The 13,232-nt window shown below is 66.5% G+C and carries 13 protein-coding genes, 1 pseudogene and 1 riboswitch; of the genes and pseudogenes, 2 read left to right on the top strand and 12 right to left on the bottom strand.

Annotated elements, in window-relative coordinates:
• Positions 1-279: 279 nt before the first annotated feature.
• The 5 genes from thiL to GGR73_RS18405 all read right to left on the bottom strand — a co-directional run bounded on the left by thiL (position 280) and on the right by GGR73_RS18405 (position 4,316).
• Positions 280-1,254: a thiamine-phosphate kinase gene (thiL, locus tag GGR73_RS18425; RefSeq protein ID WP_184458228.1), complete on the bottom strand. Its 975-nt coding sequence runs from the start codon at positions 1,252-1,254 to the stop codon at positions 280-282.
• Positions 1,255-1,364: 110 nt separating this feature from the next.
• Complete coding sequence (gene nusB / locus GGR73_RS18420) at positions 1,365-1,853, bottom strand: transcription antitermination factor NusB (protein WP_024940797.1); 489 nt, start codon at positions 1,851-1,853, stop codon at positions 1,365-1,367.
• Positions 1,850-2,314 carry a 6,7-dimethyl-8-ribityllumazine synthase gene (gene ribH, locus GGR73_RS18415; RefSeq protein ID WP_005997267.1) on the bottom strand — a complete coding sequence of 155 codons (465 nt, stop codon included), beginning with the start codon at positions 2,312-2,314 and terminating at the stop codon, positions 1,850-1,852. Before ribH ends, nusB begins: the two co-directional genes overlap by 4 nt.
• A 263-nt stretch (positions 2,315-2,577) precedes the next feature.
• A complete protein-coding gene (gene ribB / locus GGR73_RS18410; RefSeq protein WP_039525502.1) occupies positions 2,578-3,717 on the bottom strand; it encodes a 3,4-dihydroxy-2-butanone-4-phosphate synthase in 1,140 nt (379 codons plus the stop codon).
• Positions 3,714-4,316 (bottom strand): riboflavin synthase, encoded by a 603-nt coding sequence (locus GGR73_RS18405; RefSeq protein WP_054592512.1) that lies wholly within the window; start codon positions 4,314-4,316, stop codon positions 3,714-3,716. Before GGR73_RS18405 ends, ribB begins: the two co-directional genes overlap by 4 nt.
• Positions 4,317-4,478: 162 nt before the next feature.
• A riboswitch (FMN riboswitch) is annotated at positions 4,479-4,657 on the bottom strand.
• A gap of 219 nt (positions 4,658-4,876) precedes the next feature.
• On the opposite strand from GGR73_RS18405, the gene GGR73_RS18400 reads away from it, so the two are divergent.
• Positions 4,877-5,500: a hypothetical protein gene (locus GGR73_RS18400; protein WP_104567979.1), complete on the top strand. Its 624-nt coding sequence runs from the start codon at positions 4,877-4,879 to the stop codon at positions 5,498-5,500.
• A 95-nt stretch (positions 5,501-5,595) separates the two neighbouring features.
• Here the strand turns inward: GGR73_RS18400 and ribD are convergent, their stop codons facing one another.
• The 5 genes from ribD to GGR73_RS18375 form a co-directional block, all read right to left on the bottom strand.
• Positions 5,596-6,690 (bottom strand): bifunctional diaminohydroxyphosphoribosylaminopyrimidine deaminase/5-amino-6-(5-phosphoribosylamino)uracil reductase RibD, encoded by a 1,095-nt coding sequence (gene ribD, locus GGR73_RS18395; protein ID WP_184458226.1) that lies wholly within the window; start codon positions 6,688-6,690, stop codon positions 5,596-5,598.
• On the bottom strand, positions 6,687-7,172 hold the full coding sequence (locus GGR73_RS18390) for a GNAT family N-acetyltransferase (protein ID WP_184458224.1): 486 nt from the start codon (positions 7,170-7,172) through the stop codon (positions 6,687-6,689). Before GGR73_RS18390 ends, ribD begins: the two co-directional genes overlap by 4 nt.
• Complete coding sequence (gene nrdR / locus GGR73_RS18385) at positions 7,169-7,693, bottom strand: transcriptional regulator NrdR (protein ID WP_006453216.1); 525 nt, start codon at positions 7,691-7,693, stop codon at positions 7,169-7,171. The genes GGR73_RS18390 and nrdR overlap by 4 nt, the downstream gene beginning before the upstream one ends.
• Before the next feature lie 102 nt (positions 7,694-7,795).
• Positions 7,796-9,049 carry a serine hydroxymethyltransferase gene (glyA, locus tag GGR73_RS18380; protein ID WP_046344297.1) on the bottom strand — a complete coding sequence of 418 codons (1,254 nt, stop codon included), beginning with the start codon at positions 9,047-9,049 and terminating at the stop codon, positions 7,796-7,798.
• 194 nt (positions 9,050-9,243) lie between these two features.
• Positions 9,244-9,759, bottom strand: a complete 516-nt coding sequence (locus GGR73_RS18375; RefSeq protein WP_024940591.1) for an RcnB family protein — start codon at positions 9,757-9,759, stop codon at positions 9,244-9,246.
• Between the two features lie 226 nt (positions 9,760-9,985).
• Here GGR73_RS18375 and ettA point away from each other — a divergent pair, with 226 nt between their 5' ends.
• Complete coding sequence (gene ettA / locus GGR73_RS18370; RefSeq protein ID WP_024940592.1) at positions 9,986-11,647, top strand: energy-dependent translational throttle protein EttA; 1,662 nt, start codon at positions 9,986-9,988, stop codon at positions 11,645-11,647.
• A gap of 60 nt (positions 11,648-11,707) precedes the next feature.
• Here ettA and def read toward each other — a convergent pair whose 3' ends face one another.
• Together def and GGR73_RS18360 are read right to left on the bottom strand one after the other, a co-directional pair.
• Positions 11,708-12,223: a peptide deformylase gene (def, locus tag GGR73_RS18365; protein ID WP_046344300.1), complete on the bottom strand. Its 516-nt coding sequence runs from the start codon at positions 12,221-12,223 to the stop codon at positions 11,708-11,710.
• A 227-nt stretch (positions 12,224-12,450) separates the two neighbouring features.
• Positions 12,451-12,681: pseudogene (locus GGR73_RS18360) on the bottom strand (ArsC/Spx/MgsR family protein); the annotation flags it as partial.
• Positions 12,682-13,232 lie beyond the last annotated feature (551 nt).

Here is a 13,232-nt window from a genome sequence, read left to right as displayed (position 1 = left end):
GGGATTCGGGATTCGGGATTCGGGATTCGGGATTCGGGATTCGGGATTCGGGATTCGGGATTCGGGATTCGGGATTCGGGATTCGGGATTCGGGAGGCGGGAGGCGGGAGGCGGGATTCGGGAGGCGGGAGGCGGGAGGCGGGAGGCGGGAGCGTAGGCGCCGCAACGGCTGGCACGTGCTGAAGTGCAAGCCGGCGGATGCCATCGCATGGCCGCTCCCGACCCGCAGACGTTGGCTGCAATGCAGCACGCCCGCGCAACGCTTCCTGCGCGCTCAGCTCAGCCCACGAAGTGCTGATATCCGCGTTGCGGCGGCTGCCACGGGTTGCCGTCGGCGTCGTGGACCATCACGCCCGGCGTGGCGACGATCTGGCCGATGCGCGTCACCGCGACTCCGGCGAAGTCCATTGCCTGCACCACCGCGTCGCGGTGCTGCACGGCCGCGGTGAAGCACAGCTCGTAGTCGTCGCCGCCGCCGAGTTGCCAGCCGATGCATTGCAGCGCACTGATCCCGGTACTGCGCGGCATCGCCGGCAGTGCCGCCAGCGCCAGCTGCGCGCCCACGCCGCTGCGTTCGCACAGATGGCCCAGATCGGCCAGCAAGCCGTCGGAGATGTCCACACAGGCGTGCGCAAGCCCACGCAAGCGCAGCCCGGCCTGCACGCGCGGCTGCGGGCGCAGCAGCCGGCCGCGCCATAGTTCGTGCAACGGATCAGCCGCCGCGCAGGTCACGTCCAGCTGGCCGGCTTGCCACAGCGACAAGGCCGCCGCCGCCTCGCCCGGCGCGCCGGTGACCCAGACGTCGTCGCCCACACGCGCACCATCGCGACGCAGCGCCGCACCCGGCGGCAGGCTGCCGATCGCGGTCACCGCACACGCCAACGGCCCGCGCGTGGTGTCGCCACCGACCAGCGCAATGGCATGCGCATCGGCCAGTGCAAAGAATCCATCGGCGAATGCGTCGACCCAGGCAGCATCGTCGTGCGGCAACGACAGCGACAGGGTGCACCAGCGCGGCTGCGCGCCCATCGCGGCCAGGTCGGACAGATTGACCGCCAGCGTCTTCCAGCCCAGATCCTCGGCACGCGTCTCGTGCGGAAAATGCACGCCCGCATTGAGCGTATCGGCGGTGATCGCCAGTTGCTCGCCCGGCGGCGGCTGCAGCAGTGCCGCATCGTCGCCAATCCCCAACGGCACATCCGCACGCGCCGCAATGCGCGCGCGCAAGCGGGCAATTAGATCGAATTCGGGCATTTGAAGGGCCGGGATTGGGGATTTGGCAGTGGGGATTGGTCACGGCGCACATTGGCAGGGACCAGCGCCGCGGCCAATCCCCAATCCCAACTGCCCAATCCCGAGGCGCTTCAGGCGCCGCTAGCGCCGCTAGCGCCCGACTCCACCTTGCGCCACTCCACCGAGGCGCGATCCAGCACGCCGTTGACGTAGGTGTGGCCGTGCTCGGAGCCGAAGCGCTTGGCGGTTTCGATCGCTTCGTTGATCACCACGCGGTACGGCACGTCCTGGCGATACAGCAGCTCGTAGGCAGCCAGGCGCAGCACTGCGCGCTCGATCGCGTCGACTTCTTCCACGCCGCGATCCAGATACGGGGTCAGCGCGGTGTCCAGCTCGGCGCGGTTGCTCAGCACGCCTTCGACCAGGTTTTCGAAATAGGCCAGATCGGCCACTTCGTGCGCCTGCTCATGCGCAAACTGCGAGATCACCTGCTTGGCGAACCCGCCGGAAATCTGCCAGGCATACACCGCCTGCAAGGCACGCCGACGCGCGCGCGAACGCAGCACCGGGTCGATGCCGTCGCGACGGACGTGGCGGGCGTGTCCACCGGACTTGCTCATGGCAACAACTCCATCAAATTGACCAGTTCCAATGCCGCAAGCGCGCATTCTTCGCCCTTGTTGCCATGGCTGCCACCGGCACGCGCCTCGGCATCTTCCACGCGCTCGACCGCGAGCACGCCGTTGAGCACCGGCACGCCGGTCTGCAACTGCACGCTCATCAGGCCTTCGGCGCACAGGTCGGCGACGTGTTCGTAGTGGCGGGTGTCGCCGCGGATCACGCAGCCCAGCGCGATGATCGCCGCATGCTGTCCGGATTGCCCCAGGCGGTTGGCGGCGATCGGAATTTCCCAGGCGCCCGGCACGCGGATCACGTCGATGGCGTCTTCGCCGATGCCGTTGCCGGCCAGGCTCTGACGCGCACCGGTGACCAGCGCGTCGGTGATGCGGGCATTCCAGCGGCTGGCGATGATCGCAAAGCGCGCGGTGGTGGGGCGGAGATCGCCTTCGTAGTGGGTCATGCGGGTCGGCAACTCGAGGGGGCGGCAAGTTTAACAGCTGCCGGGGCCTGGCCCGGCCGGTACGTGCCGGCCGGGGTGCCGAAGCAGGCCCGGCCATGTCTCCAGGAAACGATTGTGGAGCGCGCAGCAGGGGCTGTGCAGCTCGCAGCTGGCAGCTGGCAGGGTCGATACGCAGCAACCGCGCGAACCACTCGGACAGCGCGGTTCCTGTTGCGCGCCCTGCAACCACCGGACAGCGGCGGCTCCATGCCGCCCGCGCTATATCACGGCAGCGCGGCCGCCGGCACCGAGCGCACACCTTCGCCCGCGTGGCATTCCAGGTACTCCACCACCTCCAGGCCGAACCCGGCCAGGCCCACCTGACGCCGCGGCGTGCCCAGCACGCGCAGCTTGCCCAGGCCCAGTTCGGCCAGGATCTGCGCCCCGGCCCCGTTGCGCCGCCACTGGCTGACGTCCTTGGCGTTGGTGGCCGCTTCCGGTTGCTGGCGCAACCGCGCCAGCAAGGATTCGCTGTCGCGCGGCGCCGACAGCACCACCATCACGCCCTGCCCTTCGGCGGCGATCGCACGCAAGGCATCGGTGGCGGCCACGCCAAAGTCGTCGCGCTGCCAGTGCAGCAGATCGGCCAGCGGGTTCTCCACCTGCACGCGCACCAGCGTCGGCGTGGCCGGATCGGCAGTGCCGCGCACCAGCGCAAAGTGCAGGTCGTGGGCGATGCGGTCGCGGTAGGTCACCAGCGTGAACGGGCCGAACTCGGTGCTGATCTCGCGCTCGTCCACGCGCTCGACGGTGTGCTCGTTGGCCAGGCGGTAGGCGATCAGATCGGCGATCGAGCCCATCTTCAGCCCGTGCTCGCGCGCGAACACTTCCAGCTGCGGGCGGCGCGCCATGCTGCCGTCCGGGTTGAGCACTTCCACCAGCACGCCGGCCGGTTCCAGCCCGGCCAGCATCGGCAGGTCGCTGGCCGCTTCGGTATGGCCGGCGCGGGTCAGCACGCCGCCGGGCTGGGAGATCAGCGGGAAGATATGCCCCGGCTGGCTCAGATCCTGCGGCTTGGCATCCGGCCGCACCGCGGTGCGCACGGTGTGTGCGCGGTCGTAGGCGGAAATGCCGGTGGTCACGCCTTCGGCCGCCTCGATGCTGACGGTGAAGTTGGTCTGGAACTGCGCGGTGTTGTTGCGCACCATCGGCGCCAGGCCGAGCTGCGCGCAGCGCTCGCGGGTCAGCGAAAGACACACCAGCCCGCGCGCGTGGGTCACCATAAAGTTGATGTCCGACGGCTTGACCAGCTCGGCCGCCATGATCAGATCGCCTTCGTTCTCGCGATCCTCGTCATCGACGATCACCACCATGCGGCCGGCGCGCAGTTCCTCGATCAATTCCGGAACGGGTGCGAAATTCATGCCGCACCCCGCGTGCCCAGCAGGCGTTCGACATAACGCGCCACCAGGTCGATTTCCAGATTCACCTGCGCGCCAACTGCGGTCTGCGCAAACGCGGTATTGGCCACCGTGTGCGGAATCAACGCGACCTCGAAGCCATCCGCGTCCACTTCATTGACGGTGAGGCTGACCCCGTCCACGCAGATCGAGCCCTTCTTGGCGACATAGCGCAACACCGCCGGCGGGGCGGCAAACCGCCAGCGCTGCGCCCGTGCATCGCCGTGCACCGACTGCACCTGGCCCAGGCCGTCGACATGCCCGCTGACCAGATGCCCGCCGAGGCGGTCGGTCGGGCGCATCGCGCGCTCCAGATTGAGCAACGCACCTTCCGGCAAGGCGCCCAACGTGGTCAGCGACAGGGTTTCGGTGGAGGCATCGGCCTGGAAGCTGCCCGCGTCGAAAGCGATCACGGTCAGGCACACGCCGTTGACGGCAATGCTCTCGCCGAGCTGCACCGCCTCGAACGGCAGGTTGCCGGTGGCGAAGGTGAAACGCACATCGCCGCCCTGCGGCTGGCGCGCCGCCAGATGGCCGACGCCTTCGATGATTCCGGTAAACATCAGCGCCCCCCCGTCGTTGATGACGACAGCGCGGACGGAGTGCGGTGGAAGATCGCGACGCAGCGCGACGGGTGACGCATGGACATAGTCGTTTCTCGCAGGAGTTGAGCGAAAAACGCCACAAGGCAAACAGGCGCGCGCACAGCCGCAAGGCTGCGCGTTGGCCGTCTTCTTTCATCCGGACTATACCGTCGGCCCCGGCATCGCACCGGATCTGCTGACCTTGCGCAGCAGGGGTTTCGCGTGGATCCGCTCAACCCTGAAGTGCAAGCGCTCGCGGGCTCGCATGCTTGCGCATGCCTACCGCCGGTGGGGAATCGCACCCCGCCCTGAAGACGTTCGTGAGTACCGGCGAACCGGTGCGCAAAGTCTAACAGGGCACATCGGCGCGATGGCTGAGCGTGGGCCAAGGCTGGCAGGACACTGCGTCATGTGGGGAAATCCCCCATAGCCAGGATTGTGAAGAATCTGTTAATTTACGCGCCGCGACGGGAGACGTCGCTTTTTTCCCTCCCGCAACGGGACGGAGACACGGACATCAATTCGGAGAGAGACATCCAATGCGTAACACCCTGATTCTGGCTGCCCTGCTGGCCGCCGCACCGTTTGCCGCATCGGCCGAAGGCCTGAGCTATTCCTACGTCGAAGGCGGCTGGAACCGGACCGAAATCAACGTCAACGACGCGTCCGACGACATCGATGGCGGCTACATCCGCGGCTCCTGGCAGATTGCCCAGCCGGTCTACCTGCTGGCCAGCTACGAGCGTGCCACCAAGGACTACAACCTCGGCAGCGGCTTCGTGATCGACGGCACCCTGCAGCAGGCCACGGCGGGTATCGGTTACCGCCAGGAAATGACCGAGCGCGTCGAGTTCACCGCCGACATCAGCGTGCTGCGCACCAAAGTCGAATCCGATCTGCGCCTGCGCGGCCGTTCGATCGACAAGGCATCCGATTCGACCAACCTGGGCTTCGCCAACCTGGGCCTGCGCGGCAAGCCCTCGCCGCGGACCGAAGCCTGGATCAAGGCCGGCTACATCGACGGTAGCGACGTGGACGAAGGCGAGTTCGTCGGCACCCTGGGTGGTCAGGTCAACTTCACCCGCACCTGGGGCCTGGTCGCCGAAGCGCAGTTCATCGACGACGCCAACCAGTACAAGGTCGGCGTGCGCGCGAGCTTCTGATCGGCGCGTCGCAGATACACCAAGGCCCCGCATGCGGGGCCTTTTTCATGCGCGCAACAGCACAGCTGCGCTGCATCGCGCGCGCCATGCAGCGCTCACCCGGCAACAACCGGCGCATAGCGCAGACGCAGATCCTGACCGAGCTGGCGCACATCCAGCAGCTGCAACGCAGCGCGCTGCGCCATCGTCTCGATGCCCAGCCCGGCCAGCAGCGGCCTGGCGGTATCGCCCAGCAGTACCGGCGCCATGTAGACCAGCAGTTCGTCGACCAGGCCGGCCTGCAGCAGCGCACCACCCAGCGTTGCGCCGGCTTCCACATGCACCTCGTTGATGCCGCGCTCGCCAAGCAGGGCCACCACCGCCGCCAGATCGAAGCGGCCGGCATGCAACGGCATCGCAAGGAACTGCGCATCGTCCAGCGACGGCGCGGCCACATTCTCGCCATGCAGATACAGCGTGGGCGCATCACCCTGACGCAGGTTCCTGCATGCCAACGTCCGCAGCCCGGCATCGAGCACCACGCGCAGCGGCGGCACGACCGGCGTGTCATCGCCCAGCCGCACCGTCATGGAGGGGTCGTCGGCCAGCACCGTGCCTGCACCAGTGAGAATCGCGCCCGCACACGCGCGCCAGCGCTGCACGTCTGCGCGCGCGTCACTTCCGGTGATCCACTTGGATTCACCGCTGGCCAGCGCCGTACGCCCATCCAGGCTGGCGCCGAGCTTGACCCGCAACCACGGCCGCCCACGCTCCACCCGTGACAGAAACCCACGATTCAGCGCGCGCGCCTGTGCCTGCAGGACGCCGCTCAGCACCTCGATCCCGGCCTCGCGCAGCAACGCAAATCCGCCGCCGTTGACCTGCGGAAACGGGTCGGCCATCGCCGCAACCACACGCGCAACGCCGGCATCGATCAAGGCCAGCGCACAGGGCGGCGTGCGTCCGTAGTGCGCACACGGCTCCAGCGTGACGTAGGCGGTGGCGCCACGCGCCAGCGCGCCGGCCGCGCGCAGCGCGAACACTTCCGCATGCGGGCCGCCAGCACGTTGATGAAAGCCCTCGCCCACGCATACGCCATCGCGCACGAGCACGCAGCCAACCATCGGATTGGGGCGGGTGGTGTAGGCGCCACGCTCGGCCAGGCGCAATGCCTGCGCCATCCAGCGATGATCGTCGGCCGTTGCGCTCATTGCGTTGCCGCTTGCGGTTCGATACACATCACCACGATCTGCATCGGCCCCAGCAGTAATTCTGCATGCGTCTGCCAGCCCAGCCGCTGATAAAACGGCACCAGCACTGGTTGGCAATACAGGTACAACGCCGGCACGCCCATGCGCGCGGCGGCCTGCACGCAGTGCATCACCAGCGCCTCGCCGATACCCTGCCCGCGCGCCTGCGGCTGCACGTACAGCGACGCCAGCCATGGCGACCATTGCCGAATGCGCGAATCGTCGTTTTCCAGCAGGCTGACCGACCCGAGCCACTGCGCCTGATCGAGCGCCACCCACGTGGTCGGGATCACCCCGTCGCGCGTGTGGCTACGCAACTCGCTCAAGGCCTGATCGAAATTCCAGTCCGGCAACAGACTGCCGAAGGCCTGCAGATGCGCCTGCGCGATGGCGGGCAGCAGCTGCGGCGTGTCGGCCACGCACGCGATGCGCATCGCGCTCACCGCTTGCCGGGCTTGCCGGCGCGCTCCAGGGCCGCTTCCAGCAACGGCAACTGCTCGATGCCGACCGGGAGCTCGCGCTCGAGCTTTTCGATTTCCTCGCGGAAATCGGCCACGTCCTGAAAGCTGCGGTACACCGAGGCGAAGCGCACATAGCCCACATGATCCAGCTTGCGCAGCTCGACCATGACGTATTCGCCCACCCGCAGCGAGCCCACCTCGCGCTCGCCGGACATACGCAACTGATGCACCACCGCGCGCACTGCCGCTTCGATCTGTTCTTCGGACACCGGGCGCTTTTGCAGCGCGCGGTCGAAACTGGTGCGCAGCTTGCGCGCGTCGAACGCCTCGCGCCCGCCATCGCTCTTGACCACGGTCGGCAGCTTGAGCTCGATCGTTTCCAAGGTGCTGAAACGCTCGCCACACGCCTCGCACTCGCGACGCCGACGAATCGTCGTCCCGTCTTCGGACACCCGCGAATCGATCACGCGGGTGTCGTTGTGCTGGCAGAAGGGGCAGTGCATCAGGTCGCCGAGATTAGGAAGTGGGGATTAGGGATTGGCAACAGCAGGAGCAAGGACGCGCTTACCGCGCATCCCCAATCCCGAATCACCAATCCCGGCACCTCAGCCATACACCGGATACTTCTTGCACTGCGCGGTCACCGCGTCGCGGACCTTGGCCAGCACCGCTTCGTCGCTGGGGGCGTCGAGCACATCGGCGATCCAGTTGGCCAGGTCGATGCTGTCCTGCTCCAGGTAACCGCGGGTGGTGATTGCCGGGGTGCCCAGGCGCAGGCCGGAGGTGACGAACGGCGAGCGCGGGTCGTTGGGCACCGAGTTCTTGTTGACGGTGATGTGCGCCTTGCCGAGCGCGGCCTCTGCATCCTTGCCGGAGACGTCGCGGCCGATCATGTCCACCAGCATCAGGTGATTTTCGGTGCCGCCGGACACGATCTTGTAGCCACGCGCGATCAGCGTGTTGGCCATCGCCTGCGCGTTCTTGACCACCTGCTGCTGGTAGGTCTTGAATTCCGGCTCCAGCGCCTCCTTGAACGCCACCGCCTTGGCCGCGATCACGTGCATCAGCGGGCCGCCCTGAATGCCGGGGAACACGATCGACTGCAGCTTCTTCTGCAGCTCTTCGCTCGCGCCCTTGGCCACGATGATGCCGCCGCGCGGGCCGCGCAGGGTCTTGTGCGTGGTCGAGGTGACCACGTGCGCATGCTCCAGCGGGCTCGGATACACACCGGCGGCGACCAGGCCGGCCACATGCGCCATGTCCACGAACAGATACGCACCGACGCTGTCGGCGATGGCGCGGAAACGCGCCCAGTCGATCTTCTGCGAATAGGCAGAGAACCCGGCCACGACCATCTTCGGCTTGTGCTCGGTGGCCAGTCGCTGGACTTCGTCATAGTCGATCAGGCCCTGCTCGTTGACACCGTACTGCACGGCGTTGAACAGCTTGCCGGAGACGTTGACCTTGGCGCCGTGGGTCAGGTGGCCGCCATGGGCCAGGCTCATGCCCAAGATGGTGTCGCCGGGCTGCAGCAGCGCCAGATACACCGCCTGGTTGGCCTGCGAGCCGCTATGCGGCTGCACGTTCGCATAATCGGCGCCGAACACCTGCTTGATGCGCTCGATCGCCAGCTGCTCCGCAATGTCGACGAACTCGCAACCACCGTAGTAGCGCTTGCCCGGGTAGCCTTCGGCGTACTTATTGGTCAGCTGGCTGCCCTGGGCCTCCATCACCAGCGGGCTGCAGTAGTTTTCGCTGGCGATCAGCTCGACGTGATCCTCCTGGCGGCCGGCTTCAGCAGCGATGGCCTGGGCCAGTTCGGGGTCGTAGGTTTCCAGTCGGACGTCGCGCGAGAACATGCAGAGCTCCGGGGCAGCTGTTGCCAGTAGGGGCGCAGATTGTAAGCCCCCGCATGGACAGGTGACCAATTGAGACGCGGGCGCAGGCCGGGCGCGCCATTGCGGGTTCCGTGCTGAACGACAAAGGCGCACCGGAGTGCGCCTTTGCGGATGCCCTACTCGCCGGCCCGGCCGGGTCGAGCCACTGCCGAGGCCTAATTGTTGAGCACCAGGTCGGCGATCACCCCGGTGGCGATGGCCACCAGCAGCAGATTGCCGGTGTTGTCGCGCTGCCAACGGTAGCCATACGGCGGGCGGCGCAGGTTGTAGCGGTCGTAGTCGTTGATCACGTAGACCGGGCCGTGATAACGCTGACCGCGGGCCCAGTACGGGCGCGGCGGCGGGCCGGGGCGGTAGTAGCTGGGGCGATCGTAGACATAGACCCGGTTGCGGTCGTAGCGACGGTCCTGATAACGGGCATCGCGATACCCCTCGCGGTAGCCGTTGCTGTAGTAACGGCGGTCATCGCGGCGGTCGGCCCGGCGCTCGTCATGCCAGTCGCGGCGGTCGTTGCGCCAATTGCCACGGTGATCGCGGTCGTGGCGATCGTCGCGATCATGACCACGACGGTCGTGGCCGCGGCCCCAGTCGTCGGCAAACGCTGCCGGGGCCACGGAGCCCAGCGCCAGGATGGAGGAAAGCACAACAGTCACGATGCGTTTGCGGTTCATGGGATTGCTCCTGTCTGCGATGTCGCAATTTCATTAAGGCGCTGGCCGCCTTAACGCATTCTTGCTGGAATCGATTACGAAAACGCCCATTCAGGTGGAAGGTAAGCTGCCGTTTAGCTGCCGACGCGCCGCCGCGAGCCAGGCCGGTTGCCCGTATAATCGGCGCAATCCCTTTTCCGCTGCCTCCGGCCCCGGCCGGTGGGCTGCCTGCGTCCACGGAGCACCCATGTCGCAATACATCTACACCATGAACCGCGTCAGCAAGGTGGTCCCGCCCAAGCGGCAGATCATCAAGGACATCTCGCTGAGCTTTTTCCCGGGCGCCAAGATCGGCCTGCTGGGCCTGAACGGCGCCGGCAAGTCCACGGTGCTGAAGATCATGGCCGGCGTGGACACCGATTTCGAGGGCGAAGCCCGTCCCCAGGCCGGCATCAAGGTCGGCTACCTGGCGCAGGAACCGCAGCTCAACCCCGAGCACACCGTGCGCGAAGCGGTCGAGGAAGGCGTGGGCGACGTGCTGCAGGCCCAGGCCGCGCTGGATGCGGTGTACCTGGCCTATGCCGAGGAAGGCGCCGATTTCGACGCCCTGGCCAAGGAACAGGAACGCCTGGAAGCGATCCTGGCCGCCGGTGATGCGCACACCCTGGAAAACCAGCTGGACGTGGCCGCCGATGCGCTGCGCCTGCCGCCGTGGGACGCGGTGGTCGGCAAGCTGTCCGGTGGCGAAAAGCGCCGCGTGGCGTTGTGCCGGCTGCTGCTGCAGAAGCCGGACATGCTGCTGCTCGACGAACCGACCAACCACCTGGACGCCGAATCGGTGGAATGGCTGGAGCAGTTCCTGGCGCGCTACACCGGCACCGTGGTGGCGGTGACGCATGATCGCTACTTCCTCGACAACGCCGCCGAGTGGATCCTGGAACTGGACCGCGGCCGCGGCATTCCGTGGAAGGGCAACTACACCGACTGGCTGACCCAGAAGGACGAGCGCCTCAAGCAGGAAGACAACCAGGAAAAGTCGCGCCAGAAGGCGATCCAGAAGGAACTGGAATGGTCGCGCCAGAACGCCAAGGGCGGCCGCACCAAGGGCAAGGCGCGTCTGGCCCGCCTGGAAGAACTGCAGTCGGTGGACTACCAGAAGCGCAACGAGACCAACGAGATCTTCATCCCGCCGGGCGAGCGCCTGGGCAATGCGGTGATGGAGTTCAAGAACGTCTCCAAGAAGTTCGGCGACCGCCTGCTGATCGACAATCTGTCGATGATCGTGCCGCCCGGCGCCATCGTCGGCATCATCGGCCCCAACGGTGCCGGTAAGTCGACCCTGTTCAAGATGATCACCGGCGCGGAGAAGCCCGATTCCGGCGAGATCGTGGTCGGCCCGACCGTGCAGCTGTCCTACGTGGACCAGAGCCGCGACAAGCTGGAAGGCAACCACAACGTGTTCCAGGAGATTGCCGGCGGCCTGGACATCCTCAACATCAACGGCGTGGAGATCCAGTCGCGCGCCTACATCGGCCGCTTCAACTTCAAGGGCCAGGACCAGCAGAAGATGGTCGGCTCGCTGTCCGGTGGTGAGCGCGGTCGTCTGCACATGGCCAAGACCCTGCTGCAGGGCGGCAACGTGCTGCTGCTAGACGAACCGTCCAACGACCTGGACATCGAGACCCTGCGCGCGCTGGAAGATGCGTTGCTGGAGTTCCCGGGCAACACCTTCGTGATCTCGCATGACCGCTGGTTCCTGGACCGCATCGCCACGCACATCCTGGCGTTCGAAGGCGACTCGCACGTGGAGTTCTTCCAAGGCAACTACCGCGAGTACGAAGAAGACAAGCGCCGCCGCATGGGCGATGACGCAGGTCCCAAGCGTCTGCGCTTCAAGGCGCTCAAGTAAGCACGACAAGGGCGCCGCAAGGCGCCCTTGTTACATGCGGGTGCAGCTGCGACCGATGGCCTACAGGTCGTAGGACAGCACGTCTTCGAAGCCGAAGGTGGCGAAGTTCTCGATCCGCGAGGGATACAGGCGGCCGACCAGATGGTCGTACTCGTGCTGCACCACGCGTGCGTGGAAGCCTTCGGCCTCGCGCTCGATCGGGCTGCCGTCCGGCGCAAAGCCGCGGTAGCGAATGTGGCGATAGCGCGGGATAACAGCGCGCAGGCCGGGAATCGACAGACACCCTTCCCAGCCGTTTTCCATCTCCTCCGACAGCGGTTCGATCTGCGCATTCGCCAACGCGGTGCGCGGCACCGCCGGTGCATCGGGATAGCGTTCGCTGGCTTCGAAGCCGAACACCATCAGCTGCAGATCCACCGCGATCTGCGGTGCGGCCAGGCCGACGCCACGCGCATCGTCCATGGTCTCGAACATATCGGCCACCAGCGCGCGCAGCTCGGCACTGCCCAGGTTGGTCACCGGCGGCGCCACGCGCAGCAGGCGCTTGTCGCCCATGCGGATAATCTCGCGAATCATCTGGCTGCTCCCGGGAAACGTTGCGGCGATTCTAAGACCTGTGCGGTAGGTGGGGGTGAGGTTGGGGAGTCGGGATTGGGGAGTCGGGAATCAGGATTAGGGATTGGTCGCTGGGGCGTCAGTGGCGCTGCTTGGCGTTTCGCATCTGAGCTGAGGTGGCTGCGCTTGATGTGGAGCGACTGCGTGTTTCGGGTATCTGTCTATCAGACTGTTACGCGTTGCCCGGCATCGTCCAGCGCGGGATCGTCGAGTCCCAGTTCCAGATACGGGGTGCCTTTCTGACGCATGGCCGCGCGAACCGGGATGCCGGCGGCGGCGATCAGGAACTGCAGTGTTTCGCGGGTGGGCGGGTGCTGCAGGTCATCGACGATCTGCGGTTCGATGCCGGTGTGGCGGATCAGGGCGAGCGTATTGCGGGAGGTCCCGCAGTTGGGGTTGTGATAGATGACGGCGTGCATGGGAACCTGGTGCGCGGAGTCACCAAGACTGTAACGCGCTGCGGTCGAATGGCGCGCGGCGTGCAGAGCCAGCGCAGCGTACGCGCAGCCCGCGCCGATGCCGGGCATAAGCATCTCCCAGCAGGCCGCCAACGCATGGCTTGCGCGCATTGGTACGACCGCGCTACTTGCGTAGGCCGGGCCACTGGCCGGGTCGGACTACAGCCCCTCTCCCCTCGGGAGAGGGGTTGGGGTGAGGGTACGGGGCGAAGCTCAGGCGTACTCGCACCCTGCCCTCAACCTCCACCTGGCTTCGCTCGTATCCTCATCCGCCCCTTCGGGGCACCTTCTCTCGGGGGGAGAAGGGAATAAGTCGTCCAGATCTTGGCTGCCGTGAATTGTCAGTCGAGACCATGGGCCGGGGAGGCTTCCGGCCCGGTTGGTTCGTGTCAAAAATCTGGCCGATCTGGGGCCAGCTGCCGCTGCAATCCCGGGAAATTTCCCCAACGCAACTGCCGCGATGACCGTTTCAGGCTCTCGCTTCGCATTCAGCGGCCAATATGTCAAAAGAT

The organism is Xanthomonas sp. F14 (assembly GCF_014199865.1).
Note: the sequence above shows the minus strand (reverse complement) of the source record. Positions and strands in the feature narration are given on the sequence as shown.